General features: G+C 64.6%; 26 protein-coding genes and 1 tRNA gene. 14 read left to right on the top strand and 13 right to left on the bottom strand.

All coding sequences use genetic code 11. From position 1 onward, the window contains the following. Positions 1–240: 240 nt before the first annotated feature. Positions 241–1,353: a DNA polymerase III subunit beta gene (gene dnaN / locus L858_RS0104915; RefSeq protein WP_022682038.1), complete on the bottom strand. Its 1,113-nt coding sequence runs from the start codon at positions 1,351–1,353 to the stop codon at positions 241–243. 171 nt (positions 1,354–1,524) lie between these two features. On the opposite strand from dnaN, the gene L858_RS0104920 reads away from it, so the two are divergent. The 3 genes from L858_RS0104920 (at position 1,525) to L858_RS0104930 (ending at position 3,960) form a co-directional block, all read left to right on the top strand. Next, entirely contained in the window at positions 1,525–2,016 is a 492-nt protein-coding gene (locus tag L858_RS0104920; protein WP_022682039.1) for a hypothetical protein, read from the top strand. Between the two features lie 177 nt (positions 2,017–2,193). Beyond that, positions 2,194–3,453 carry a dual-specificity RNA methyltransferase RlmN gene (gene rlmN, locus L858_RS0104925; protein ID WP_022682040.1) on the top strand — a complete coding sequence of 420 codons (1,260 nt, stop codon included), beginning with the start codon at positions 2,194–2,196 and terminating at the stop codon, positions 3,451–3,453. A gap of 84 nt (positions 3,454–3,537) precedes the next feature. Continuing rightward, entirely contained in the window at positions 3,538–3,960 is a 423-nt protein-coding gene (locus L858_RS0104930; RefSeq protein ID WP_022682041.1) for a hypothetical protein, read from the top strand. 53 nt (positions 3,961–4,013) lie between these two features. Here L858_RS0104930 and L858_RS0104935 read toward each other — a convergent pair whose 3' ends face one another. Next, positions 4,014–4,550 carry an outer membrane protein gene (locus tag L858_RS0104935; protein WP_028055831.1) on the bottom strand — a complete coding sequence of 179 codons (537 nt, stop codon included), beginning with the start codon at positions 4,548–4,550 and terminating at the stop codon, positions 4,014–4,016. Between the two features lie 311 nt (positions 4,551–4,861). Continuing rightward, complete coding sequence (locus L858_RS0104940; protein WP_022682043.1) at positions 4,862–5,374, bottom strand: porin family protein; 513 nt, start codon at positions 5,372–5,374, stop codon at positions 4,862–4,864. A gap of 289 nt (positions 5,375–5,663) precedes the next feature. Here L858_RS0104940 and L858_RS0104945 point away from each other — a divergent pair, with 289 nt between their 5' ends. From L858_RS0104945 to L858_RS0104975, 7 genes are all read left to right on the top strand, one after another. Then, positions 5,664–6,380: a cytochrome b/b6 domain-containing protein gene (locus L858_RS0104945; protein WP_022682044.1), complete on the top strand. Its 717-nt coding sequence runs from the start codon at positions 5,664–5,666 to the stop codon at positions 6,378–6,380. After that, positions 6,377–7,129 (top strand): molybdopterin-binding protein, encoded by a 753-nt coding sequence (locus tag L858_RS0104950; protein ID WP_022682045.1) that lies wholly within the window; start codon positions 6,377–6,379, stop codon positions 7,127–7,129. Before L858_RS0104945 ends, L858_RS0104950 begins: the two co-directional genes overlap by 4 nt. A gap of 32 nt (positions 7,130–7,161) precedes the next feature. Beyond that, positions 7,162–8,403, top strand: coding sequence for an SAM-dependent methyltransferase (locus tag L858_RS0104955; RefSeq protein ID WP_022682046.1), 1,242 nt, complete (start codon positions 7,162–7,164; stop codon positions 8,401–8,403). Positions 8,404–8,518: 115 nt separating this feature from the next. After that, a complete protein-coding gene (locus L858_RS0104960; RefSeq protein WP_022682047.1) occupies positions 8,519–8,827 on the top strand; it encodes a hypothetical protein in 309 nt (102 codons plus the stop codon). An 83-nt stretch (positions 8,828–8,910) separates the two neighbouring features. Then, positions 8,911–9,333: a DUF350 domain-containing protein gene (locus tag L858_RS0104965; protein WP_028055833.1), complete on the top strand. Its 423-nt coding sequence runs from the start codon at positions 8,911–8,913 to the stop codon at positions 9,331–9,333. Positions 9,334–9,336: 3 nt separating this feature from the next. Further along, positions 9,337–10,167: a S1 family peptidase gene (locus tag L858_RS0104970; protein ID WP_022682049.1), complete on the top strand. Its 831-nt coding sequence runs from the start codon at positions 9,337–9,339 to the stop codon at positions 10,165–10,167. Positions 10,168–10,221: 54 nt separating this feature from the next. Further along, positions 10,222–10,497: a DUF3297 family protein gene (locus L858_RS0104975; protein WP_022682050.1), complete on the top strand. Its 276-nt coding sequence runs from the start codon at positions 10,222–10,224 to the stop codon at positions 10,495–10,497. Between the two features lie 157 nt (positions 10,498–10,654). Here the strand turns inward: L858_RS0104975 and L858_RS0104980 are convergent, their stop codons facing one another. The 4 genes from L858_RS0104980 to L858_RS0104995 all read right to left on the bottom strand — a co-directional run bounded on the left by L858_RS0104980 (position 10,655) and on the right by L858_RS0104995 (position 13,789). Continuing rightward, the gene (locus L858_RS0104980; RefSeq protein WP_022682051.1) at positions 10,655–11,359 is read right to left on the bottom strand and encodes a CHAP domain-containing protein; all 705 of its coding nucleotides are present in this window, start codon (positions 11,357–11,359) and stop codon (positions 10,655–10,657) included. Positions 11,360–11,446: 87 nt separating this feature from the next. Beyond that, on the bottom strand, positions 11,447–11,977 hold the full coding sequence (locus L858_RS0104985) for a CHAP domain-containing protein (RefSeq protein ID WP_022682052.1): 531 nt from the start codon (positions 11,975–11,977) through the stop codon (positions 11,447–11,449). 106 nt (positions 11,978–12,083) lie between these two features. Next, positions 12,084–13,154, bottom strand: coding sequence for a DNA replication/repair protein RecF (gene recF / locus L858_RS0104990; protein WP_022682053.1), 1,071 nt, complete (start codon positions 13,152–13,154; stop codon positions 12,084–12,086). Positions 13,155–13,192: 38 nt separating this feature from the next. Beyond that, the gene (locus L858_RS0104995; protein ID WP_338010733.1) at positions 13,193–13,789 is read right to left on the bottom strand and encodes a hypothetical protein; all 597 of its coding nucleotides are present in this window, start codon (positions 13,787–13,789) and stop codon (positions 13,193–13,195) included. A gap of 60 nt (positions 13,790–13,849) precedes the next feature. On the opposite strand from L858_RS0104995, the gene L858_RS0105000 reads away from it, so the two are divergent. After that, positions 13,850–14,383 carry a peroxiredoxin gene (locus tag L858_RS0105000; protein WP_022682055.1) on the top strand — a complete coding sequence of 178 codons (534 nt, stop codon included), beginning with the start codon at positions 13,850–13,852 and terminating at the stop codon, positions 14,381–14,383. A gap of 3 nt (positions 14,384–14,386) precedes the next feature. Here L858_RS0105000 and L858_RS0105005 read toward each other — a convergent pair whose 3' ends face one another. The 6 genes from L858_RS0105005 to recJ all read right to left on the bottom strand — a co-directional run bounded on the left by L858_RS0105005 (position 14,387) and on the right by recJ (position 19,637). After that, positions 14,387–15,295, bottom strand: coding sequence for a dienelactone hydrolase family protein (locus L858_RS0105005; RefSeq protein WP_022682056.1), 909 nt, complete (start codon positions 15,293–15,295; stop codon positions 14,387–14,389). Positions 15,296–15,357: 62 nt separating this feature from the next. Further along, a complete protein-coding gene (locus L858_RS0105010; protein ID WP_022682057.1) occupies positions 15,358–15,750 on the bottom strand; it encodes a gamma-glutamylcyclotransferase family protein in 393 nt (130 codons plus the stop codon). Positions 15,751–16,084: 334 nt separating this feature from the next. Continuing rightward, positions 16,085–16,825 (bottom strand): DUF72 domain-containing protein, encoded by a 741-nt coding sequence (locus L858_RS0105020; RefSeq protein ID WP_022682058.1) that lies wholly within the window; start codon positions 16,823–16,825, stop codon positions 16,085–16,087. A gap of 64 nt (positions 16,826–16,889) precedes the next feature. Continuing rightward, the gene (locus tag L858_RS0105025) at positions 16,890–17,555 is read right to left on the bottom strand and encodes a peptidylprolyl isomerase (protein ID WP_028055835.1); all 666 of its coding nucleotides are present in this window, start codon (positions 17,553–17,555) and stop codon (positions 16,890–16,892) included. Positions 17,556–17,672: 117 nt separating this feature from the next. Next, positions 17,673–17,748, bottom strand: a tRNA-Glu gene (locus L858_RS0105030). A gap of 122 nt (positions 17,749–17,870) precedes the next feature. After that, a complete protein-coding gene (gene recJ, locus L858_RS0105035) occupies positions 17,871–19,637 on the bottom strand; it encodes a single-stranded-DNA-specific exonuclease RecJ (protein ID WP_022682060.1) in 1,767 nt (588 codons plus the stop codon). Between the two features lie 139 nt (positions 19,638–19,776). On the opposite strand from recJ, the gene L858_RS0105040 reads away from it, so the two are divergent. Genes L858_RS0105040 through L858_RS0105050 form a run of 3 tightly spaced genes read left to right on the top strand, consistent with a single transcriptional unit; the run spans position 19,777 to position 26,741 of the window. Beyond that, positions 19,777–21,867, top strand: a complete 2,091-nt coding sequence (locus L858_RS0105040) for a BamA/TamA family outer membrane protein (protein ID WP_028055836.1) — start codon at positions 19,777–19,779, stop codon at positions 21,865–21,867. Continuing rightward, positions 21,867–26,069 (top strand): translocation/assembly module TamB domain-containing protein, encoded by a 4,203-nt coding sequence (locus tag L858_RS0105045; RefSeq protein WP_022682062.1) that lies wholly within the window; start codon positions 21,867–21,869, stop codon positions 26,067–26,069. The genes L858_RS0105040 and L858_RS0105045 overlap by 1 nt, the downstream gene beginning before the upstream one ends. A 42-nt stretch (positions 26,070–26,111) precedes the next feature. Further along, positions 26,112–26,741 (top strand): nicotinate-nucleotide adenylyltransferase, encoded by a 630-nt coding sequence (locus L858_RS0105050; protein ID WP_022682063.1) that lies wholly within the window; start codon positions 26,112–26,114, stop codon positions 26,739–26,741. Position 26,742: the final 1 nt, after the last annotated feature.

Below are 26,742 nucleotides of genomic sequence, written 5' to 3' on the forward strand. Positions count from 1 at the left end.
GGGATCCCTGCGTAAGGACGAGTTATTGAAAGATGCTTACGCTTCGTGGCGGGGGTTCAGGGCGTAGAGCTGGGGGGTTCCCGCTTTTACTATCGTGGCACCAATCCCATGATGTTCTTGGTCCCCCGGACTGGAGCCGGGGTCCGGCTACCTTGATCGGGCCGATTGGAACGGAAGAAAGCGGGACCCCGGGTCAGGCCCGCAGTCACGCAACTTCTTCATTGAGAGCTCAGGTAGTCCTTACACCCGCATCGGCATCAGCACGTAGAGCGCCGGGCTGCGATCATTCTCCCGGATCAGCGTCGGCGCGGCGGCATCGGCGAGATGCAACTCCACCAGATCGCTGTCGATCTGGCCCAGAATGTCGAGCAGATAGCGCGCATTGAAGCCGATGTCGAAGCCCTCACCCTGGAACGCGCCAGGGACTTCCTCAGCCGCCGTGCCGTTTTCTGGGCTGGTGACGGACAGGACGATCTTGTCCCGCTCCAGCGTCATCTTGACGGCGCGGGTCTTTTCCGTGGCGATGGTGGCGACGCGGTCCACGCCTTCCTCGAAGCCGCGCGGATCAATCTTCAGCAGCTTGTCGTTAGCGGTCGGAATGACGCGGCTATAATCAGGGAAGGTGCCGTCGATCAGCTTGCTGGTCAGGATCGCGCTGCCGAGGCCGAAACGGATCTTGCTCGCCGAGAGCGAGATTGCGACCGAACCTTCGACCTCGTCCAGCAGCTTGCGCAGTTCGCCGATACACTTGCGGGGCACGATGATGCCCGGCATGCCATCGGCGCCGTCGGGCCGCGGCACGGTGACACGGGCGAGGCGGTGACCATCGGTGGCGGCCGCCTTCAGCACCGGCTGACCATCGTCCGAGACGTGGAAATAGATGCCGTTCAGATAATAGCGCGTCTCTTCGGTCGAGATGGCGAAGCGCGTCTTGTCGATGATCTGCTTGAGCGTCTCGGCCGGCAGTTCGAAGCTGGTCGGCAGGTCGCCTTCCGCGATCACCGGGAAGTCGTCGCGCGGCAGGGTCGACAGATTGAAACGGGCACGGCCGGCCTGGATCAGCATCTTGCCCTCGGCCGCGTGCAGCGACACCTGGCTGCCTTCGGGCAGTTTGCGGGCGATGTCGAACAGCGTATGGGCGCTGATCGTGGTCGCGCCGGGCTGCTCCACCTGCGCGGCGACGCTCTCGACGACCTGGAGATCAAGGTCGGTCGCCATCAGCTTGATGGCGCCATCGGCGGACGCCTCGATCAGCACATTGGACAGGATCGGGATCGTGTTGCGCCGCTCGACCACCGACTGGACGTGGCTGAGGCTCTTGAGCAGCGTTGCGCGTTCGATAGTGGCCTTCATGTCCCTGTTCTGTCCGTTTCTTTTTTAAGCCGAAGCCCGGATCAGGTCGAATCCGGGCGACAATGATGGATGATCCTTCATAGCCGCTGTTGCGGTCTGGGCAAGCATTGGCTCGCGCTTTCGTCATGGCGCGGGGTTGCAAAAGGAGACAGGGTGCGCTTTGCCGGACCGATGAGACGCGCACTCAGCCTTGCCCTGCCCCTGCTGATCTTCGGCACGCTCTGCGGTACAAGCGCGCATGCGCGGGATTCGCTGGGAATATTCGAAGCTTGGGGCGCGTTTCGCGATCCTGCCACCCCGCGCTGCTACGCCATCGCCATGCCCGTGGCGCGCGATCGTCAGGGTTTCGCCGCGATCGGCAGCTGGCCGCGGCGCCAGGTTCGCGGCCAGGTGCATTTTCGCCTCAGCCGTATGCGTTCGGAGGAGGCGCCGGTCATTCTGAGCATCGGCGACCGGCGCTTTCCACTGGTCGCGGGACAGGTCGATGCCTGGGCGCCCGATGCCCGGGCGGACGCCGCAATCGTCGCGGCGCTGCGTTCGGCCACCAGCATGAGCGTGCAGACGCGGGACGCGCGCGGGCGAGGCTTTGCGGATACTTATGCGCTGCGCGGCGCGGCGACGGCGATCGATGCGGCGGCGCTGGGATGCGCGAGGACACGGTGAATTATTCACGATGTGTTCCCGCGCGGGCAGGACCCGGGTTCAGACGGGGCGGATTCTCGAAGGGCGGGACTGGGCTCTCACGAGCCACTCGTCTCGTTCGGATGCCTTGCAGGAGCACGGGGGAGGCGGGCCGATCCTCCACTTCCAAAATCCCTGAAAATCGGCTATGGGCGGGCCATGCAGTCATCCGCTACGCCTCTCATGCCGATTCCCGGCGCTATCGATCCTGTGCCCGTGCCCCGCGCGGTGACGCCGCGTGAGGATGGGCGCGTCGATCTGATGGGGCTTTCGCGGCCGCAGATCAAGAGCGTGCTGGAGGAAGCGGGGCTCGACCAGAAGCAGGCAAAGCTGCGTTCCAAGCAGTTGTTCCACTGGCTTTACCATCGCGGGGAAACGGACTTCGACGCGATGACCGACCTTGCCAAGCCGATGCGCGGCTGGATGGCGGAGCGCTTTGTCGTTGGCCGGCCGCAGGTGGTGGAGGCTCAGGTGTCGAGCGACGGTACGCGCAAATGGCTGCTGCGGTCCGACGACGGGCAGGATTATGAGATGGTGTTCATCCCGGACGCCGATCGCGGGACCCTCTGCGTGTCCAGCCAAGTGGGTTGCACGCTCAACTGCCGCTTCTGCCATACCGGCACGATGCGGCTGGTGCGCAATCTGACGCCGGGCGAGATTGTCGGGCAGGTCATGCTGGCGCGCGATGCGCTGGGGGAGTGGCCCAAGGGCAGCATGGCGTCGGCCAATGACGATGAAGCGGACGATGCGTCGCAATATAGCAGCGACGGGCGAATGCTGACCAATATCGTGATGATGGGGATGGGCGAGCCGCTTTATAATTTCGACCATGTGCGCGATGCTCTCAAGGTCGTGATGGACGGCGACGGCCTGGCGCTATCGAAGCGGCGGATCACGCTGTCTACGTCAGGCGTGGTGCCGATGATGGCGCGCGCGGGCGAGGAAATCGGTGTGAACCTCGCCGTGTCGCTGCACGCGGTGACCAAGGATGTGCGCGACGAGCTGGTCCCGCTCAACAAGAAATACGGCATCGAGCAGCTGTTGCAGGCCTGCGCCGACTATCCCGGCGCGAATAATGCGCGGCGCATCACCTTCGAATATGTCATGATCAGGGACAAGAATGACAGTGACGAGGATGCGCGCGAGCTGGTTCGCCTGATCCGCCAATTCAAGCTGCCTGCAAAGGTCAACCTCATTCCCTTCAATCCCTGGCCGGGCACCGACTATGAATGTTCCACGCCGGAGCGCATCAGGCGCTTTTCCGACATCGTGTTCGAGGGCGGCATTTCCGCGCCGGTGCGCACGCCTCGCGGACGCGACATCATGGCGGCCTGCGGGCAGCTGAAATCCGCCAGCGAGAAGAAGAGCCGCGCCGAGCTGGACCGGCTGGCGGCGGAGAAGCAGGCAGCGCTCGGATAAGGGCTTCAGACATAAGCGCCTTCGGGCGCTGGTGGAGGCTCCGTCAGCGATGGCGGGGCTTTTCTTTTGGGATGGCGAGGCGAGATGACGGATGCTGAAATCGAACGTGTCGCGCTCGGCTTTTGCGCGCGCACGCTGTCCAAGGAGGAATGGACGCACCAGGCGCATTTCTCGACGGCGCTCTGGCTGATGCTGTGTCGGCCGGACATCCTGCCGGAGCGCGACATGCCCGGCATGATCGCAGCCTATAATGAAAGCGTCGGCGGCGTGAACAGCGACGCGGCGGGTTATCATGAGACGATCACCCGCGCCTCGCTGATGGCGGCGCGGACCCTGCTGGCCGGATTGCCCGAAGAGGTAACGCCGGCAGAGGCCTTGGCGGCGCTGATGGCCTCACCGGTCGCTGATAAGGACTGGCTGCTCAGCTACTGGTCGCGCGAGCGGCTCATGTCGGTAGAGGCAAGGCGGCATTGGGTCGAGCCGGACATTCGGCCCTTCAGTCCATAAGAAAAGGGCGGCCCCGGATGGGACCGCCCTCCCCTGTTCGATCCGAGAGGGGATCAGAAACGGATGCCGAGGCCGGCGAGAACCTGATGGCGCTCCAGACCAGCTTCGTAGTTCGAGTAGCGATATTCGCCCTTCACCAGCAGCTGGCCACCCAGCTTATATTCGATGCCGCCGCCGACGCGGACGCCGTCAGCGTTGGCCCCACCGGCAAGAGTGTCCTTCAGACGGGCATTGGTGTATCCAGCCTTGACATAAAGCAGCGCCAGATCGCCAACCTGGAAGCCGACGCGGCCGCCGATGTACAGGTCGCGCTCGGCATCAAGCTCACCGCCGACATAATCGAAGTTGGTGGTTGCGTCGGACACTTCGCCCTCGATACCCAGAACGGCGCTGCCGACCTGATAGTCGTAGCCAAGGTTCAGACCGTACAGAAAACCGTCGGGCGAGCCGATCACGCTGTTGGTGTCGATCTTGTCATAGCCGGCCAGCAGTTCGGCGTGCGCGCCGGTGAAGGGCGCGGCGTCCTGCGCGAAGGCGGGAGCCGAAATGGCGGCGACAGCAGCAGCGGCTGCGAAAATCACAGTCTTCATAAATTCCTCGTTCAATAAAAATGCGCTCATCAGTCCATGAATAATGGACGGCGCTCATCTTTCGTGGGGCAGCGTTGCGATCTCTTCTAGCTATTCACCTGTCGAGCCAGGACTTCATCCAAGCTCTACCCCATCCTCCATACCGCGAACTTGGTCATCGGTGGCCGGCATATGCTCAGCTTCCGTCGTTGTTGCAATATAGATATGAACTTTATGAAACAGTGCTGCTTTTTCGCAACAGTTATTCACGCCCGGGCACAAAAAAAGGCGACCCGCAAGGGGCCGCCTTCCTTTTCCGTGAACCGATCTGCTTAGAAGCGGAAGCCGACGCCGACTACGCCCGCATCCCGGCCGCCGAAGCCGCCTTCATATTCGGTACGCTGATATTCGGCCGAGATATAGGTGCGCGGCGTGACGGAATATTCCATGCCGCCGCCGTAGCGGACCGCTTCCAGATTGTCATGACCGCCGGCCGCGAAGTCGAAGCGGCTGCTGGCATAGCCGACCTTGCCGAAAGCCAGGACCTGCGGCGTCAGCACATAGCCGGCGCGGAGCGACGCAGCGATGTCGCGGCTCGCCTTGGTGCCCGCTGCATCGTCGGCGGTGGAGTCACCGAAGGAGACTTCCGGGCCGACGGTCACGCGCGGGGTGAGCGCAACGTCATAGCCGGCAGTGACGCCGTAGCTGAAGCCTTCCTCGCCCTGGAACTTGTCATAGCCCGCAGTGACGCCCGCGCGCGGCCCAGTGAAAGGCGCGGTATCCTGAGCAAATGCAGGAACAGAAACCGAGGCAGCAGCAATAGCTGCGAAAATCGCAGTCTTCATAATATTCCTCATATCTTATTCGGCACCCTGGACCGGGCAGGAACAATCTATGTTCGAGACCGGTTTTTCAAAGAGACTGAGATATTGATTTTATTTTTTCAGGCTTCGGTTGAAAATCAGGATGGCGACCCATACGAACTTAACGGAGCCGCTGCATTACTTCGCACCGGCTGTGCGCTTATGGGCCGGCAAGCTGGCTCCCAGATGAACGGAAAGATTAAATCGGGTCCATGTGCGTAACGTCATCCGGATTTTTGACCCTGGTGGTGCAGGAGAGTAACAGTCGGACATGGACAGCGAGCCGCCCGAATCCAGACTGGTGCTGCGCCACAGGTTGGCGACGCGGCTGTGGCATTGGCTGAACGCGCTGCTGCTCTATGTGCTGTTCACCAGTGGGCTCGGCATCTTCAACGCGCATCCGCGGCTCTATTGGGGCCATTATGGCGCGAATTTCGATACGCCGTGGCTGACGCTGGAGCGGTTCGGAAGCTGGGTCACCCTGCCCGCGCATTACAGCCTTGCCATGTCACGGCACTGGCATCTGGCCGCCGCGCCGATCTTCGCCTTTGCGCTGCTCATCTACATGGCCTGGAGCGTGATCAGCCGTCACCTCTCGCGCAACCTCTCCTTTCGCCGGGAAGAGCTCGCGCCGCGGCATCTGTGGGAGGACATTTGCGATCATGCGCGGCTTCGCTTCCCAACCGGCGAAACTGCGCTCCGTTACAATGTCCTGCAAAAGGCGAGCTATGTCGGCATCCTCTTCGTGGTGCTGCCGCTGCTGATCTTCACCGGGCTCAGCATGTCGCCGGGCATGAACGCGGCCTGGCCCTGGCTGACCGAACTGTCCGGCGGGCGGCAGTCGGCGCGCTCGATCCATTTCATCGCCGCCTTTACCATCGTCGCCTTCGTCCTCGTCCATGTGCTGATGGTACTGCTGGCGGGGGCCGCCAATGAACTCCGCTCGATGATCACGGGCCGCTATCGATTGCCGGAGGCCCGGTCATGAGCCTGATCCTCGATCGCCGTACGCTGGTGCTGGGTATGGGCGCGACGCTGGCCGGTTGCGACCGGCTCGCCCGCCATGACAGTGTGCGTGAGGCGCTGTTTTCCGCCGAGAATTTCCATAAATGGGCGCAGCGCAGCCTGATGGCGCGCGATGCATTGGCACAGGAGTTCCGCCCGGACCAGATATCCCCCTTCTTCCGGCCCAACGGCACCGCCAACCCCAATACTCCGGGCTATAAGGCCTTGTGGCGCCATGGCTTCGCGGACTGGCGGCTGAAAGTCGGCGGGCTGGTCGATCGCCCCTTGTCGCTGTCGCTCGCCCAGCTTCACCACCTGCCCCATCGGGAACAGATCACACGCCATGACTGTGTCGAGGGCTGGAGCGCGATCGGCAAGTGGCGAGGCGTGCCGCTCAAGCTGATCCTCGACGGCGTGGGTTTGCGGAGCGATGCGCGCTATATAGTCTTCCGCTGCGCCGACGACATGGGCGGCGGGCGCCCTTATTATGAAAGCATCGATCTGGTGGATGCCTTTCACCCGCAGACCATCCTTGCCTTTGCCCTCAACGATCAGCCGTTGCGCGTCGCCAACGGGGCGCCGCTGCGGCTGCGCGTCGAGCGGCAGCTGGGCTACAAGCACGCCAAATATCTGATGGAAATAGAGGCGGTTGCCAGCTTGAAGGAGATCGGCGGGGGCAAAGGCGGCTTCTGGGAGGACCATGCCGGCTATGACTGGTATGCCGGCATTTGACGTCCGCGAGATGACCTGACAGGTTGCGCGCCATGAAATTATTCGATCGGGTTCTCAAGCGACTGGTGACGCGCGGCCAGCTCACCATCCACTATCATGACGGCAGCAAGATCTCGGTCGGAACCCCCGACCCCGCCCGCCCCTCGCTTGCGCTCCGCTTTCACGACAAGCGGGTGCCGTTCGACATCATCAAGGACCCGCGCCTTGGCATGGCCGAAGCCTATATCGACGGCCGGGTCAGCATAGAGGGCGGCGGGATCATGGAACTGATCTCGCTCATCCGCAGCAACAATGCATGGGAAAGCGGCAAGTCGATCAGCGATCTTGGCTCGCTGAAGCGAGGCTTCAAGGCGATCCGGCGCAAGCTTTGGGCGGCCAATCACCGCAGCCGGTCGAAGGCGAATGTCGCGCATCATTATGATCTGTCGAGCGCGCTCTACGCGCTGTTCCTCGATCGCGACCGCCAATATAGCTGCGCCTATTTCCCGGACGCCGACAATGAAGCCGGCATCAGCCTGGAGCAGGCGCAGGAAGACAAGAAGGCGCATATCGCGGCCAAGCTGCACCTGAAGCCTGGCATGAAAGTGCTGGACATCGGCTGCGGCTGGGGCGGCATGGCTCTCTATCTCCACCGCACCTGCGGCGTGGATGTGACCGGCATCACCTTATCAGAGGAACAACTGAAGGTCGCGCGGCAGCGAGCGGAGGAGGCCGGCGTAGCCGATCATGTCCGGTTCGAACTGATCGACTATCGCGACATAGAGGGGCCGTTCGACCGCATCGTGTCGGTGGGCATGTTCGAGCATGTCGGGACGGCCGATTATCGGACCTTCTACAACAAGTGCCGCGACCTTCTGAAGCCCGAGGGGGTGATGCTGATCCACACCATCGGCCGCATCGATGGACCGGGGATCACCGATGCCTTCACCCGGAAATATATCTTCCCCGGCGGCTACATCCCCGCCCTGTCGGAGATGATCCGGGGCAGCGAGGGCACCCGGCTGATGGTGACTGACGTCGAGGTGCTGCGCCTGCATTACGGCCTCACCATCCGCGAATGGTATAAGCGCACGCTCGCCAACAAGGCGGAGATCGTGGCGCTGTACGACGAGCGCTTCTTCCGCCTCTGGACCTTCTACCTGGCGGGGGCGGCAACGGTGTTCGAACATGGCGGCATGGTCAATTATCAGGTTCAATATGTGCGCGACCGCCGCACCCTGCCCATAACGCGCGACTATATGCTGGAGGCCGAAGCTGCGCTGCGAGGGCGCTGAGGCGAAAGGCTGAATGCCGGATTACAGCGGCGTTCCCGGACGGTTCAGTCACGACGATGCATCTTCTCTCTCATGACCCCGCCCATCAATGGGCGTGCGATGAGGAGAGACGGACATGAACATTTTGTGGAAGGGCGCAGCCGCGCTGGGTCTGGCGATCACTGCCATGAGCGTCAGCGCAGCTCCCGCGCAGGCCCAATATTATGGCTATGGGGACGGCTATCGCGGCGACCGCTATTATGATCGCTATGATGATCGCCGCTGGGATGACCGGCGCTGGGGTGACCGGCGTGATTGGCGCGATGGCCGCCGTTGGCGCGAGCATCGCGGCGCATGGCGCGGCCACTACCGCCAGCGCTGCTGGACCGAATGGCGCTACAATCATTATCGCGACCGGCGCGTGAAGGTGCGGATCTGCAACTGACGCGGCCCCGCTCGGTGTGGTGAAATGATGATGCGGGCCGCCCGTCGATTGAACCGGCGGGCGGCTTGCGGCATCTTGATGGCATGACCGATCCCATGCCCGTCGTGCAGAGCCTGCTCTCCGGCCTCCCGATCTTCCTGCTCCATCTGGCCTGCGCAACCTTGTCATGGCTCGCCGCGCTATCGCTCTATATGTGGATCACCCCGCATGACGAGTTCGCGCTGATCCGCGCAGGCAATCAGGCGGCGGCGATATCGCTGGGCGGCGCTGCGATCGGGCTCTCCGTGCCGCTGGGCTTTTGCCTGGCGGGATCGGTCAATGTCTGGGACATCATGATCTGGGGGAGCCTTACCCTGATCCTGCAATTGATCGCCTTCCGCTTCGTGGATTTTCTGCTCGGCTCGCTCTCGACCCGGATCGAGGCCGATGAGCGGTCGGCTGCCATCTTCCTTGCAATGATGAAGGTTGCGATCGCCTGCCTCACGGCGGGCGCGGTGGCGGGCTGAGCCATGGCGCGCCGCGGCGGATGCCTTCCCTGGATGCTGGGAGCGGTGGCCGCCCTGCTGTGGATCAGCGAGGTGACGCGGCCGCCGACCGTCTCGGTTGAGGAATATGACCCACGCTCGCCACGCCGCCCGCTGCCGCAATGGAGCGACGAGAGCTTTTTCATAGAGGAGCGGCCGGGCGTTCCGGGCGACAGCATGGGCACCGCCTTCGCCGTCGACCGGGACGGCGCGTGGCTCACCGCCGAACATGTGACGCATGGCTGCAAGCGGATCGGGCTCGAGGAACGCGGCGTCGCACGGCTGGTGTCGCGGATCATCGAGAGCCGGGAGGCGGATGCGGCGCTGGTCCGCGACGGGCTGCCGAGCGACCATGCGCTGCCTGTGTCTGGCCATATGCCCGCGCCCGGATCGGTCGGCTATCATATGGGCTTTCCGGGCGGGCATCCGACGCTCGTCATCTCCGAACTGATCGGCGCGGCCAATGCCCGGCGCGGCGAGGCGGGAGAAAGCCAGCCGGTGCTCGCCTGGGCAGAGCGGGCGCGGATACCGATCGGCGACGGCACCCTGTCGGGCATCAGCGGGGGCCCGGTCTTCGCGGAGGACGGCCATGTCGTCGGCGTCAACAGCGCGGCCACCGACCGGCGCGGCCGCATCCTGACGACCGCGCCCGATGCCATGATCCGACTGGTCACCGCCAGCCGCGCCGTCGACGAGCGGCCCGTCGCCTACCCCTTCGTCGATCTGACCGATGCAGAGTCGCGATTCGGCTCCTGGCTGTCGCAGGGGGTCATCCGCCGCATCTTTTGCGATGCCGATGAAGAGCCGGGCGGTTGACGCGGGACCGGCCGAGGCGCTAGTCCGCGCGCACATTCACAGGATCGAGCAGATATGAGCGACACGCCCCCGGATCGGATTTCCACCAACCCGCGCAGCCCCTTTTTCGACATGGAGCTGCTGCAGCGGGGCATCGGCATCAAGTTCAAGGACCGGGTGCGCACCGATGTCGAGGAATATTGCATTTCCGAAGGCTGGATCCGCGTCGCCGCCGGCAAGACCCGTGATCGCCATGGCAACCCGCTGACGATCAAGCTATCGGGCCCGGTCGAGGCGTGGTTCGAAAACCCGGCCGAGGGCGCCGAAGAGAGCGCCGACGAGGCGGGGTGAAGATCGGCTCCTTGCGAAGGTAAGGAGTTCAGTTCTGCTGCTGGAACTACGCTCCTGCCTTCGCAGGAGCACAGGGGATGACCTGTTCTGAAGCAGGACGACCTTTCCTAGACGGCGGATTAGTCATACATCACCCACTCTATAAGCCACGCCGGCCTTAGCGCAGCCGTGCCTCCCGCTTCACATCGGCGATAATGTCTCCCAGCGACCGGCGCGCAGGCGCTGCATCGGCGTAGCGCATCGCCGCCAGATCAAGCGCAAGCCGCGGCTGACGCGCTGTCCGCGCTCCTGAAGGCGCCAACTCATCCTCCCCATCCGCACGGTTGACGCGCGAGGATTTCGCCTCTTGCCACTGCGCGGCGTTCAGGCTGGCAAGACGAATGCCGCTGCCCAATGCCGGGTCCGGATCGAACGGGTGCAATTTGGGCTTTGCTGGATAGATGAAGCCGAAGGTCGGGTTGCTGCGCGCGCCCATCTGCGCGGTCGGGCTGTGCCAGACACGCACCGCGCTCCAGTCGCCCTCCTCCGACACGTCGAGCGCAAGCACATCTTCCTCGATCGCGCCTGGAACCGACCAGTTGGCATGGCGGATCAGCACCCGGCGGTCGTCCAGCACCTTGCTTACGACCGCGACATGGCCGAGCACCATCGGCCCAGCAGGACGGAAGGCGAGCACCGCGCCCTTCCTTGGCATGTGCCCGCGCTTATAATGATTTTCCGCCTGGTCCCACCAGGTCAGCGCGTCGCCATAGATCTGCACGCCCGATACGATGCGCGCATAAGGCACGCATTGCAGCGCGGTCGCCGCCAAAGCAGGCGTCACGATCAAACCGGACAGCAGCAGTGCCGCCCAGCGCAACATTACCAATTTCATGCGACCCCAAAATCTTCGAGAATCGCCCCACCGCCTGAGAGGCTAGCCGGCCGCCGTTAGAAACTGGTTAAAATGTCAGAAAGCACCGCGCGCGGCATCAAGGCCGACGGTTGCGCGGTCAGCCATGGCAATCTGCACTGGCGCATCGCCAAGCTTGTCGGCATAGATGAAGCCATTGGCGGGGTTGGACCGCAGGCCGAGGCCGCCGCTCGGGCCGTACCAGACGCGCACGTCGGTCCAGTCATTGTTCGGGGAGACATCGACGGCGCGAACATTGCGCTCGATGCCGCCACGATAGGACCAGTTGGCGTGGGTCAGCAGCACCTCGCGCTCGCTCACCACCTGGCTCACCATGGCGACGTGGCCGACCGGCATGGCGCGGCTGGAAGAAAAGGAGAGAACTGCGCCGACACGGGGTTCATGGCCGCGATCATAGCGGCCTTCAGCCTGCCCCCACCAAGTATTGGCATTGCCGAACAGCTGGATACCGGAAACCTGCCGGGCGAAGGGCGCGCACTGCAGCGTGCCAGCAGCGGCCGGGGTCGAGATCAGGGCGCCAAGTGCAAGCGTTGCCGCTGCGACAAAAGCGCGAAAACCACCGATCATGAATGCGACCCCCGACCCGTTATGGAAAACTAACCCCGTGAAATTGCTTAGGGCAGACGGCCGGTGAGTTGAAAAGCGGTGAGCGGTGAATCGTTGCGGGCGCGCGTTAGCTGGTGGAACGAAAAACCTGACCAGCCGTTACGCCAAACCTTGTTGATTCCGATAAGGCTCTGAAAAGGCTTGCTTCCGTCCCCGTCATCCACACTTGCCCCCCAGCCTGACGGAGCCGATCGAACAGGGCCGCTCGCCGCGACGGGTCGAGATGAGCGGCTACCTCGTCCAGCAGCAGCACCGGCGGCCGCCCGCGATGAGCGGTGACGAGCGCAGCATGGGCCAACAGGATGGACAGCAGCAGCGCCTTCTGCTCACCCGTCGAACAGAGTGCGGCAGGCTGGGCCTTCGCCGCATGCGTCACCGTCAGGTCCTGCCGGTGCGGCCCGGCCCCAGTCCGACCCGCCGCAGCGTCGCGCCGCCTCTCCCTTGCCAAGCGCGCACCCAATGGCTCGCCGGTTGCCTCATCCCCATCCAGCGACAGGAGGGGCCGCGCGAAAGGATAATCCGGCTGCCCTGAGAGCGCCGCGTTCAGCCGCGTGACGAGATCGGCGCGCGCGCTAGACAGCGCCGCGCCATGCTCGTCCATCTGGGCTTCGAGAGCGGTGAGCCAAGCCGGGTCCGCCGCTGTCAAATCGCCGAGCAGTCGGTTCCGCGCCCGCATCGCCGCTTCATAGCGCGCGCTGTGGACGGCATGCCCCGGATGCAGCGCCAGTGTCAGCCGGTCGAGGAAGCGTCGCCGCCCCCCCGGGCTGTCCATGAACAGCCGGTCCATGGCAGGCGTCAGCCATACGATCGACAGATGATCCGCCAGCGCATTGGCGGAAGAGGCGACGCCGCCGATCCGAACCTGCCGCCGGTCGGGCGCCCCCGCCAGCACGCCCGTGCCCAGCATCACCCCGTCAACCTCCGCTGCGATGCCGAAGCCGCCGCCGCCATCCTGCCGCACCATGTCGCGCAGCGCCGCTCCGCGCAGCCCCCGCCCGGGCGCGAGCATCGACACAGCTTCCAATATATTGGTCTTACCCGCGCCATTTTCGCCGGTCAGGACGATGAAGGCGTGATCCGGCACGATCAGCGCGTCCGCATGGTTGCGGAAATCGTTTAAGGTAAGACGGCCGATCATCGGCCCGCTCTAGCGGCAGAGGGGGTAATGGGAAAGCGTCAGCACCGCTTGCGCGTGACCGCAGTCCCGTCATTGATGATTGTGAGTTCCCGGCCGTTCGCCGAAGGACGCAATTCCAGCTTTTTGGTCCAGCTCTGCCCCTCGCCCGTGAAGGCGGCGTCGACGCTGACATGATTATTGGGCCGGGAGGAAACGCCCATTACCGTGCCGACGCTCTCATGAAAGATCAGGCTGTCGCGGGTGATCTTGAGTTCAAGCTCCGCCGACCTGTTATTGCAATTATCGTTCAGGCCGGTCCAGCGTCCCTGCAATGCAGGCGGGATAGCGGAGGCGACCGGAGCCTGCCGCGTTTGCGGGGCGGGCTCCTCTGCTGGTTCGACGGCGCTGTTGTTGGTGACCGCCGGCGCATTATCCGCTGCGCCGGACACTTCCTGATCGACGATGTTGGCGACGACGCCGGGCTGGCGATCCTCATCCTTGCCACAGGCGGCGGGGAGCAACAGCAGCGGGAGGATCATTGCGCGCATGAAACAGGAACCGGTCATGTGGCGATGGGTTCCGCCGATCATGCTTTCACTTGCCTCGCTATCCCGATCGTCGCCGAAGCTCTTGCCAGTCTTCAGTGATAAGGTCACCATCCCATCCAATATCGCCCGCCAACCGGTGCGGGACAACGGATGAAGGAGCCCAAGCCCATGAAATGCGCGAAATTGCTGCTTGCCCTTGGCGCGATGACGCTTGCCCCCAGCGCCGCGATGGCTGCGCTGGCGGTGGGAGCGAAGGCGCCCGAATTCACGACGCGTGGCGCGATGGCGGGCAAGACCTTCACCCTCACCCTTTCCCATCAGCTGAAGCGCGGGCCCGTCGTGCTCTATTTCTTCCCCAAAGCTTTCACGCCCGGCTGCTCGGCCGAGGCCCGCGAGTTCGCCGAGCATATCGACGATTTCAAGAAGGCGGGCGCGACGGTGATCGGCATGTCGGCTGATCCGGTGGACGATCTGGTCGCCTTCTCGACCAAGGAATGCGCGGGCAAGTTCGCGGTCGCCTCCGCTGGACCGAACATCGTGTCGGGATATGACGTGGCGCTCAAGATGCGGCCGGGCATGACCGACCGCACCTCCTATGTCATCGCTCCCAGCGGCCGCATCGCCTTCGTCCACAGCGAGATGAACTATGCGGGCCATGTGAAGAGCACATTGGCAGCCGTGCAGGCGATGCAGCAGAAATAAGCGCTATTTGGCGCGCTTCACATAGTGATCGAACCAGCCAAGCGTCGCGTTCCATGCGGCCTTGGCTGAGGCCTCATGATAGCTTGGCCGATAGTCCGCCATGAAGCCATGATCGGCGCCAGGATAGACGGTGATCTCATCCGGGGGCGACTTGCCCGCCTTGGCCAGGGCGGCGCGCATCGCCTCCACATCCGCAACCGGTATTCCCTTGTCGAGCGCGCCATATTGACCGAGCACGGGCGCCTTCAGTTGCCGCACCTGCTCGATCGCGCTCAACGGCTGAAGAGGGGTCTTGTCGCTCACCAGCCGGCCATAGAAGGCGACGCCGGCGTCAAGCTGCGCGCTGTGCGCAGCATAGAGCCACACCACGCGGCCGCCCCAGCAGAAGCCCGTTATGCCGCGCCGCTCGCCGTCCCCGCCATGGCTCCCCGCCCAGCCATAGGTCGCGTCGATATCGGAGAGCACCTGCGCGTCGGGAGCCTTGGACACAATGGTGGCAATCAGTTGCTTGAAGTCTGCGATACTGGTCGCATCGCCATGCCGGGCGAAAAGATCGGGCGCGATCGCATAATAGCCGGCCTTGGCGAAGCGGCGGCAGATGTCGCGGACCCATTCGTGAACGCCGAAAATCTCATGCACCACGCACAGGATCGGCGCGCTCTTGGCATCAGCAGGACGGGCGACGAAGCCAGGCATGGCAAAGCCGTCGCTTGCCGGGATCGACACCGTCTCTTCCTTCAGCCCCTCGCCGGAGGTCTGGACGGCGCTGCTCGAAACTGGGCGGCAGGCTGCGGCGAAACCGGCGGCAAAGGCGCCGCCCGCCAGCAGCTTGCGTCGATCAAGGCCGGTACTGCCGATCCAGTTACGATCGTCGGGCAACCGCTCGGGTTGGTCCTGTGCATCGGTCGTCATGCATCCCTCTCCTCGAAAGCCTGGAAGGTGGAGGAATGTAGCGGGTCGGCGACGCAGCGCAATCAGTTGCACGCGAGGAAGTCGCCGCCTTCGATCAGCGGGAGCAAGGCCGGGTCGCGCCCATAAATATAGGCCCACGCCTCGACCTCGCCGTCGGGACCCCGCACCACCAGCCGCTCACGACGATATTCGCGCGGTTCGGGAAAATGCTCGGAACATTCCTCATGCTCATCAAGCGCAGCGAGGATGGCTGGCGCGTCGGGCAAAGCGAAGAGATCGCCGACAACGATCCTGTCAGGGCGTGGCACCATGGCCGGATAAGTGTCGACCCAATAGAGCCTGCCCCGCGCGGTCGCTCTGCCGACATGCCGAGCCTCCTGCCGTAGCCAATGCGCCACAGGATCATCGCAGCCGGGGCGCAGTGTGCCATATACGAAGAGCAGGGACTCGCTCACATTAGCTCCCATGCGGAAGGCGAGACTTAGGATAAGTTAACCAAAAATAAAAGAGCCGCCCGGCTTTGTTGCGGGGCGGCCTTTTCAGCCTCCATGGATCATGGAGGACAGCAATGAAGAAGTTCGTGCTTAAGCGAAAAGCACCGAATAGAAGGTGAGCACCTGAGCGCCAACCGCAACCATCAGCGCAACGCCCTGAACAGTGTGTCGCATGTTTCCGTGTCCTGCAGCTATTGTTGTTCTTGCCTTGCGGCGGGCTGGCCTATGCGCCGGACATGGAAATGTAACAATCGCAAAGCACGTCTTCGCAGTTGCAGCAAATGCAACAGCCCTGTTACTCCAGAGCCACGATCAGCGCCTGCGCCGCCGCGGGTGCGCGAACCTTCGCCCCGCTGATGAAGAAGGCGTAGGCATCGCCCTGCCTTGCCTGGGCCCGTATCCAGTCCGCCCAGCGCTCGATATCTCCGGGCGAATAGCCGGTCGGCTCCTCCTCCACCGTGCGCATCAGCCGCGCGTAAGAGAAGCCGACATCATGGCCCTGCAGCGCGGGATATTCGGCATGGTCGGCGAAAACCACGGCAGCCCCGGCCTCGCCTGCCAGCTCCAGGAAATACGGATCGTCAAAGCTTTCGTGCCGCACCTCCAAGGCGTGGCGCAGCTTCACGCCCTCCACGCTTTGCGGCAGCAGCTTCAAAAACGCGCCGAAATCCTCTGCATCGAACTTTTTCGTTGGCATGAATTGCCAGAGGATCGGCCCCAACCGGTCGCCCAGTTCGACCAGGCCCTGGTTCACGAACTTGGCGATTGATTCGCCGGCCTCGGCCAGCACCCGGCGATTGGTGCAGAAACGCGAAGCCTTGACCGCAAATTGGAAACCGTCGGGCACGGCCTTTGCCCAGTTAGCAAAAGTCGCTGGCTTCTGCGTGCTGTAATAGGTCGCATTGATCTCGGTCGCCGTCAAATGCTGGCCGACATAGGCAAGCTCATCCTTCTGCCGCAGCCCTTCGGGATAGAAGCTGCCGCGCCACGGCTCATATGTCCAGCCGCCGATGCCGACCCTGATCCGTCCGCTCATCCGCTTGTCTCCTTCGCCGCCATCCTGATCGGCTGAGGGGTCAAGAGCCAGTGGAAAAAGCGGGTCACCGCTTGCGGTTGAGGCCAATCAGCCAGGGCTTGACCCCGCGCGTGGGCTTGGGGCTGCCGTCCAGCCGCCGCATGCGAATGATGGTGATGGGCTTGATGATCATCTGCCCGCGCATCGGCCCCGATCCGCAACAGGTCGAGACGGCCAGGATGCGCTTCACCACATCCATCCCCGCCACGACATGGCCGAAAGCCGCGTAGCCGATATAATCGCCACGCGCGTCCATGTTGGGGGTCGGGCCGATGGTGATGAAGAAATTGCCCATCGCCGAGTTGGGGCGGTTCGGCCGCGCCATCGACAGGGTGGCGTCGAGGTGCTTGATACCGGTCTGGCTGGTCGGCTCATGCCTGACCGGGGGCAGCGAACGGCGGGCATCGGTGTCGATCCCGCCCTGGATGAGGCCGAACTTGGGATCGCTCTTGCGCCGTGCCGCTCGATAGAAGGTCACGCCGTCGAAGCGGCCGTCATCGACATAGGTCAAGAAATTGGCGGAGGTCCGGGGCGCCCGGCGGTCATCCGTCGCGACGATAATGGTGCCCAATGAGGTTTCGATGGCGACGCGGGTATAGCCGGACGTCGGCCGATTGGCGGGCAGCGCGAAAACGGAACCGGGCAGGAGCGAAAGAATGAAGAAGGCGAAACGTAGGGCAGCAGCACGCATCGGCAAAGGATCAGGCTCGTCAGGAGAGTAAAGGCTGTCCTCAAGCTAGGGCGCTTGCCCACACGGCGCAACCGGGTGGCAAGCACCCGATATTTCACCCGATTTCCAGAAGGAAAGTGGTGACCCCTACGGGAATCGAACCCGTGTTTCAGCCGTGAAAGGGCCGCGTCCTAGACCGCTAGACGAAGGGGCCACATGCAGTTCTGCGTGGCAGTGCTGCGAAGCGAGGCGGGCATTAGGCGGTGGCTTCGCAGCGGTCAACCCCCTTTGCTTAGGAAAATGATGCGAAGCAAAAAAGCCTGAACGGCAGCTGGCTCAGTCGGCCCAGGCCGCATCCTCCAGATGCAATTCAGCGGCAGGGCGCGGTCCCCAATCATCGATCTTCGCCCTTCCCGCGATCCACAAGCGCCGGTCGCGCGGGGCGCCAAGGATTGCCTGACCAAGATCGGATTCGGCCTGACGGAAAGCGATCGTCTTGATGGAACGGCCATCGTCGCCCGCCATGATCGCGCGCAGATGACCGTTACCCACGACATCCGCCTTGATGACCCGCATCGGGCCGGAGGCGATCAGCGGCGCGGGCCAGCCTGCTCCATAAGGGCCGCCTGCGTCGATCGCCGCGATGAAATCGGGATTGACCCCGGCCGGCGCAAGCACCGCATCGATCAGCAGCGCGCGGTCGTCCCGCGCCCTTGTCACCGCGCCTGCCAGCCGCTCATCGAGGAAGTCCGCTAGCGCATCGAGCCGCTCGGCCGCGACCGTCAGGCCCGCCGCCATGGCATGGCCGCCGCCCGCCACCAGCAGGCCACTGTCCTTTGCCGCCAACACCGCCGCGCCAAGGTCAACGCCGGAGATCGATCGGCCGGACCCCTTGCCGACGCCCTGCTCGTCCAAGGCGATGACGATGGCGGGCCGTCCCGCCTTTTCCTTGATGCGGCCCGCGACGATGCCGATCACGCCCGGATGCCAGCCTGCGCCCGCAATCAACGCAACCGCACGATTGCCCTGCGCCGCCAGCAACTCCTCGGCCTCAACCTGCACCGCCGCCTCGATGGCGCGGCGCTCCTCGTTCAGCAGGTCGAGTTCCTTCGCGATCTGCGCGGCTTCGGCTGGGTCCTCGGTGGTGAGCAGGCGAACGCCAAGGTCGGCCTTGCCCACACGCCCGCCCGCATTGATGCGCGGCCCAAGCGCAAAGCCGAGGTCGTGGCAGAGCGGCGCGCGCGTCAGCCGGCTCGCATCGATCAGGGCGGAAAGGCCGATGTTCCGGCGCTTCGCCATGATCCGCAGGCCCTGCGCCACGAAGGCCCGGTTAAGCCCTTTGAGCTGCGCCACGTCGGCGACTGTGCCCAGCGCGACGATGTCGAGCAGTTCCATCAGCGGCGGCTCAGCCCTGTGAGCGAACCAGCCCCGGCCGCGCAGCACGCGCACCAGTGCCGCGCCCAGCAGGAAGGCGACACCGACCGCGGCGAGATGACCGTGCGCGGCGGCTTCCTCCGCCTCGTCAAGGCGATTGGGGTTCACCAGCGCCAGCGCTTCGGGCAGGGCCGCCGCGCATTTATGGTGGTCAACCACCACCACATCGACGCCGACGGCCTTCGCCATGGCAAGCGCCTCGAACGCCTGCGCGCCGCAATCGACGGTGACAATCAGGTTCGCCCCCTCGCCCGCCAGCCGGACCAGCGCCTCGCCGGACGGGCCATAGCCCTCCATCAGCCGGTCGGGAATATAGGGCCGCGCGGCGAGGCCGAGGTCACGCAACAGCCGGATCAGCAGCGCCGCGCTCGTCGCGCCATCGACGTCATAATCGCCGAAGATGCGAACATCCTCTTGGCCCACCACCGCGTCAGCCAGCCGCTCGGCGGCAGCGTCCATGTCGCGGAACAGGCTGGGATCGGGCATGAAATGGCGGATGGTCGGATTGCGATGCGCCTCCACCGCCTCCCGCGGGCAACCGCGCGCGATCAGCAATTGGGTGACGAGATCGTCCGGTCGATAGCCCGGCTCCCGCCCGTCGGCGCTCCCCCCGCGCCATCGCCAGGGCTGACCAAGGATCGAACGGGTGACATTGAGCGCGACAGTCATGCGACGGCTCTAGACCGGTTGCGATTCGGAGGGAAGCACCTGGGCGTCATGACGCACGCGGAACCAAAGCAACTGCTGGTGCGTATTGCTCTTCCCGCCCGGATCAAGCGAGGGCGAGTTCAGGGGGCAAGGCGTTTTCATGGGTTCAGGGCAGGCAAAGCGGGTCCGGCGCGCCTTGTGCCTGGTCATGGTTGCGGCATCCCCCCTTCCCCTTTTGGCGCAGACGCCGCCCCCGGCACAGGAAGAGCCGATCCTGCCGGATAGCGAGTTCGAGGCGCGCTTGCCCAAGGCCGGAGAGTCCACCCCCGACAATCAAGCGCCGCTGCCCTCGATCGACGAATGGATCGACCAGCAGATGCCGCAGGCGAGTACCGCGCAGCAGCTTCCACCGGCGGCCGAGCCACTGCCGGAAACCGAATTGGCACAGCCGCTGCCGCCGCTCGACAGTGTGCAGGTGCCGGTGCAGGTCGCGACCGACAGCAATCCCGATGAGAAGACGCCCGATGTCCGCTATTCGGTGGCGATAGAGGGTTTTGGCGACACCGGGTTGGAAGATGAATTCCGCGATGAATCCTCGCTGATCGACGGCCATGGCAGGGCCGAGACTGCCGCCATGGTGCAGGCCCGCGCGCATGAGGATGAGGCGCTTGCCGTTCGCCTGTTCCAGTCGGAGGGCTATTATGACGCGACCGCGCTCGCCTCACTGGACCAGGCGGAGGGCGGCGGATTGCGCGCGGTGCTCTCGGTGACGCCGGGCAAGCGTTACAAACTGGGCGAGATTATAGTAAACGCCGGGCCCACCGTTCCACCGGGCCTGGTTCGCGACAGCCTGCCGCTCCAGACGGGCGACTATATCGTCGCTGCGGCGGTCGAAGGCGCGGAGGCCAATGTCGGCGTGAAGCTGCCGGAAAATGGCTATCCCTTCGTCAAGGTAGGGGAACGCGATATCTTGCTCGATCCCGCCACCGTGACGGGCGACTATACGCTGCCGGTGGAGACGGGGCCGCGCAGCAGCTTCCGCGACATTACCACCGCAGGCCAGAAGCAGGCGTTCGGCGCCGATCATATGAAGGTCATCAGCCGCTTCAAGCAGGGCGAGCTTTACGACAGCCGCGAGGTCGACGACCTGCGCCGTGCGCTGGTGGCGACGGGGCTGTTCTCCAGCGTCTCGGTGGATCCGGTTCGGACCGGGCAGCCGGGACCTGGCGGGACCGAATATGTGGACGTGCATGTCGAGCAGGAGGCAGGGCCGCCGCGCACGCTGGCGGGCGAACTGGGCTACGGCACGGGCCAGGGTTTCCGCGCGGAGGGCACATGGACCCACCGCAATCTCTTCCCGCCCGAAGGCGCGCTCATCATCGGCGCGGTCGCGGGTACGCAGGAGCAGGGCGTGACCGGTACCCTCCGCCGCTCCAATGCCGGCAAGCGCGACAAGACTTTCCAGGCCGGCGCGCTGCTCAACCACCAGCGCTACGACGCCTATGAGGCCTTCACCGCCGGGCTCAATATCGGCTGGGCGCGCCAATCGACTCCGATCTTCCAGAAGCGCTGGACCTACAGCTATGGCGCGGAGATCCTGCTCTCCAACGAAAAGACGACGATCGACCCGGCGACGGCGGAGACGAAATATCTCACCTATTTCATCGGCGCCTTGCCGACGCAGCTTGGCTATGACCGCTCGGACGACCTGCTGAACCCGACCAAGGGCTTCCGCGCCAATCTGCGCGTGTCGCCGGAGGCGTCGTTGCAAGGCAATGTGTCGCCCTATGTCCGCGCGACTTTCGACCTCACGGGCTACTATCCGGTCGCGGACAATATCGTGATCGCGGCGCGCACCCGGCTCGGCACGATCAGCGGAGCGGCGCGCGATCAGGTCGCGCCCTCCCGCCGGGTCTATGCCGGCGGCGGCGGATCGGTGCGCGGCTTCGGCTATCAGGAACTGGGGCCCAAGGACGTCAACAACGATCCGGTCGGCGGCCGGTCGGTCAACGAGTTCGCAGTCGAGGGCCGCTACCGCTTCGGCAATTACGGCGTCGTAGCATTTGTCGATGCCGGGCAGGTCTATGAAAGCGCCATGCCGCAATTTTCCGACATCCGGTATGGCGTCGGTGTCGGCGGGCGCTTCTATACCAATTTCGGGCCGTTCCGCGCGGACATCGCCATGCCGCTCAATCGACAGCCTGGCGAGTCCAAATTCGCCCTCTATATCGGCATCGGGCAGGCATTCTGATGGTGGAAGAAGCACCCTCGACCGAGACTGTCATGATCCGGCGGAAATGGCCGCTCTGGCAGAAAATCACTGTCGGGCTGCTTGGCCTCGTCGCGGCGCTGGTGATCCTGGCGGCAGGCCTGCTGCTGGCGCTCAACACCCAGCCGGGCAAGAAATTCCTGATCCGCCAGATCGCCGCGCTGAAGCTTGAATCCGGTATGGCGATCGAGGTCGGCCGGATCGAGGGTTCGATCTATGGCGACATGACCATCCACAATCTGGTGCTGCGCGACCCCAAGGGAATTTTTGCCGTCAGCCCCAGGGTGCACGTCATCTGGAGCCCATTCCGCTACATCAACAATCATATCTCGGTGCGCCTGCTGGAAAGCCCGCTCGTCGTGCTGGCGCGCAGTCCGCAGTTCAACGTCACGAAGAGTGACCCTAACGCGCCGATCCTGCCGGACCTCGACATAGACGTCGATCGGTTGAAGATCGCCCGTTTCGTGCTGGCAAGGCCGGTCATCGGCCAGAAGCGCGAGATCGCGATCGATGGCGTGACCCACATCGCCGATGGCCGCGCAGTGCTCTCCGCCGATGCCGTGGTGGACAGCGGTGACCGTTTGCAGGCCTGGCTTGATGCAGTACCGGCGCAAAATCGCCTCGCCATGAAGGGCAGGCTGACCGCGCCCAAGGGCGGCGTGATCGCGAAGATGAGCGGCCTTACCGACGGCATGACCGCGACGCTGGACGGCCGGGGCACCTGGCAGGCGTGGAATGGCAGGCTGGTCGCCACCTCGCCAAAGGGCGAACTGGCAAATATCGCGCTGGCCGCGCGCGACGGCAATTTCGCAGCCAAAGGTCCCGTGCGCCCGGGGCTGGTCTTCGCCGGAACGGTCGATCGACTGACCACGCCCCAGCTTGACGTCGATCTGTTCGCGGGCCTCAATGAGCGGCGGGTGAACCTCAAGGGATCGCTGCGCTCGCCGGCCCTCTCCGCGACCGCGCAGGGGCTGGTAGACCTCGGCACAAGCCGCTTCAGCGGGCTCAAGATCGACGTGGCGCTGCTCACCCCCGGCGCGATCATGGAGAAGGTGAAGGGCCGCGACGTGCGCGCCTCGGTCATTCTGGACGGGCCGATGGCGACGCCTTTCATCGACTATGACATCACCGCCAAATATCTCGCCTTCGACGCCACCGGGATCGAAAATCTGAAGGCCAGCGGCCGCGCGGTGATCGACGCCGACCGCATCCGCATTCCTGTCAGCGCCACCGCCACCCGCGTCACCGGGCTCAATGCGGCGGCCGGCGGCTTGCTGCACAATCTGCGCGTGAAGGGCGACTTCGCCTATGCCGCGGGCAAGCTCATCAGCGACAATCTGAAGATCGACAGCGACCGGGTGGACGCCACCGCCATCGTTCTCGCCGATCTTGACAACGCCATCTATCGCGGCGCGCTAAAGGGCCGCGTCAACGACTATAGGATAGACGGCGTCGGCATCGTCAACCTGACCACCGACATGAAGCTGGTGCCAGGGCCCAGGGGCGGCTTCGGCCTGTCGGGCAGGTTCGGGGTGCGCACCGCGCGCTGGGAAAATGCTTCGGTCCGCGATTTCCTCGGCGGCAATGCAATTGCGTCCGGCCGCATCGGCATGACGCCGGAGGGCAAGTTCACCCTTGCCGACCTGAAGGGCGCCGCACCCAATTTCAAAATACTCTCCGGTTCGGGCAGCTATGACACGGACGGGCAGATCGCCTTCGATGCGAAAGCTTCCTCGCGCCAATATGGACCGCTGGCGCTCACCGTGCGCGGCACCATGGAACGGCCGCAAGCCGTGCTGCGCGCCGCCCGGCCCAAAGTCGGCGTGCAACTGACCGACGTGGTCGCCAAGCTGAACGGGGAAGCCGGCGGCTATCGGCTGGAGGCAACCGGCGGTTCCCCCTATGGCCCCTTCTTCGCCAATGTGCTGATCCGCACTGCCAAGGGTCCGCTCACCATCGACGTTACCAAGGCGCGCTTTGCCGGTGTCGATATGAAGGGCCGCCTGCAACAGAGTGCCGCCGGTCCCTTCAGCGGGCAGCTGGCTATGAACGGCTCCGGCATCAACGGCATGGTTCGACTGGCGGCGGTTGGCAAGGCGCAGGGCGTTCATGTCGACGCGACCGCCAGCAACGCGAAGCTGCCCGGCGAGGCAGATGTCGTGATCGGCCGCGCCCTCGTCAGCGCCGACATGGTCCTCGCCGACCAGCCGCAGATCGACGCCGACGTCCAGCTCGCCAACACGGCCTATGGCGACTATGTGGTGCGCAAGGCGCGCGGCAAGCTGCAATATCGGGGCGGTCGCGGCCGGGCGCAGCTGGTCGCGGACGGCTCGACCGGCGTTCCCTTCTCGCTCGCGGTCAACGCGGCGCTGCGCCCCAGCCTCTATGCCGTCGCGCTGCAAGGCAAGGTCAGTAACATCCCGTTCCGCTTGGCCCAGCCTGCCATCATCCGCATCGAGCGCGCGGGCTATCGACTCGAACCCGCCACGCTGGTGCTGCCGCAGGGCCGGGTCGATCTCGCCGGGCGCTTCGGCGATCAGACGGCGATGCAGGCGCGCTTCAAGGATTTCGACCTTGCCATTGTCAATATGTTGAGCCCCGGCATCGGCATAAGCGGCAAGGCTACCGGCGCGCTCGATTTTGCCCAGCAAGGCAGCGCCTTCCCAACCGCGACGACCCGTCTCGCCATCAGCGATTTCCGCCGCTCCAGCCTGACCGCCGTGTCCGACCCCGTTTCCATGGCGGTTGAGGGCAAGCTGTCGGGAGCGGGCGGCGACCTGCGCGGCCTCGTGCGGCGCGGCAATGCGACGCTCGGGCGCTTCGTCGCCCGGCTCGCGCCGCCCGGACATGGCGCAAGCTGGTCGCAGCAGTTGCAATCGGCACCCTTGAGCGGCGGCATCCGCTATGCCGGGCCGGCCGATGTGATCTTCTCCTTCGCGGGCCTTGCCGACCAGCAGCTGACCGGTCCGATCGCCGTCGCGGCGGACTTCGGCGGGCGCCTCACCGCGCCGCGCCTCAACGGAATCGTCCGCGCCAATGCCCTCACCTATGAAAATGAAACGTTCGGCACGCGGGTCACCCAGATGAGGCTCGACGGGCGCTTCACCAATGACCGGCTGGAGCTGCGCGACTTTTCCGGCCGCGCCGGCGACGGGACGGTGCAGGCAAGCGGGACCGTGGGCCTTGCGTCAGAGAGCGGCTATCCGATGAACATCGCCGTTAAGCTCGACCGCGCCCGCCTCGCCCGCAGCGAAGCGATCACCAGCGTGGTCAGCGGCAGCCTCGCCATCACCAACAGCGCCGCCGACGGCGGGCTGATCAAGGGCGATCTCTCGCTTCCCGAGACGCGCTATCGCGTGGCTTGGCAGGGCGGGACAAAGATTCGCCAGCTGCAGGGTGTGCGGCGCAAGGGCGAGGGCACCGACATTCTCGACCAGCGGCAGGCGGCACGGCAAGGAGCGGTGCGCCCGGCCCTGTGGAAGCTTGATATCCGCGTGCGCGCCGACAATGAAATCTATGTGACCGGCATGGGCCTCGATTCCGAATGGAAGACCAACATGCGCGTCACCGGCACCACCGCCGCTCCCCGCGTCATTGGCCGGATCGAGGTCATTCGCGGCCGCTACAGCTTCTCGGGCCATCAGTTCGACCTGGAGCAGGGCGTCATCAGCTTCAACGGACCGATGATGAACCCCACATTGGCGATCCGCGCGGAAACCCGGATCGACGATGTGACAGCCGGCATCGCCGTCGCGGGATCAGCGCAGCGGCCCGACATCAGCTTCGTTTCGACGCCCACCCTGCCGCAGGACGAGATCCTGGCGCGCATCCTGTTCGGCGACAATGTCGCGAACTTGTCCGCGACGCAGGCGGTGCAGCTGGCGGTGGCGCTGAACGGCCTGCGCGGCGGCAGCGGCGGGCTCAACCCGATGGGCAAGCTGCAAAATGCGTCGGGCATCGACCGTATCGGCATCGTCGGCGGTGATGACAAGACCGGGCGCGGCACGTCGTTGTCGGTGGGCCAGCATATCTCCAACAATGTCTATGTGGAGGTGATCACCGACTCCAAGGGCTTCACCGCCACCCAGCTGGAAATCGCCCTGTCGAAGACGCTCAGCCTGCTGTCCAAGACCGGCACCAATGCGGGGTCGTCGGCGAACCTTCGCTATTCGAAGGATTATTGAAGCCGATTGCCCCGCCTTCTCGCAACTGGCATGGGGCGTCGCATGCAGCGCATCGGCCTTCTCGGCGGCTCCTTCAACCCAGCCCATGGCGGCCATCGCGCGATTTCGCTGTTTGCCGCCAAGGCGCTCGCGCTCGATGAGGTCTGGTGGCTGGTGTCGCCGGGCAATCCGCTGAAGCCGAAAAGGGGCATGGCGCCCCTGCCCGCCCGCCTCGCCCGTGCCCGCCAGCTTGCGAGCCGGGCGCCGATCCGCGCCAGCGCAATCGAGGCGCAACTCGGCACCCGCTACACCATCGACACCCTGAAAGCCCTGAAGCATCGCTATCCACGACGCCGCTTCATCTGGCTGATGGGCGGCGACAATCTCGCGCAATTCGCCCAGTGGAGGGACTGGCGCGGCATAGCCCGGCAAATGCCCATTGCCGTGATCGCCCGCCCTGACTATATTGAGAGAGCCCATGGCTCTACGGCCATGAGCTGGCTGCGGCGCTTCGTCCGGCCCGTGAGCCAAGGTGCAGACTGGACGGATTGGAGACTACCGGCGCTCGTGCTTCTGCGCTTTCGCCCTGATCCAAGATCGGCAACCCTGCTGCGGCAGGCGGACCCCCTCTGGCATCGCGAATATGAACACGCACGTGTGCGCGATCCGCTCACGCGCCGGATGATCGTCTAGA

This window comes from Sphingobium bisphenolivorans, from assembly GCF_000412635.1.
In the GTDB taxonomy this organism is placed as follows: Bacteria; Pseudomonadota; Alphaproteobacteria; order Sphingomonadales; family Sphingomonadaceae; genus Sphingobium; species Sphingobium bisphenolivorans.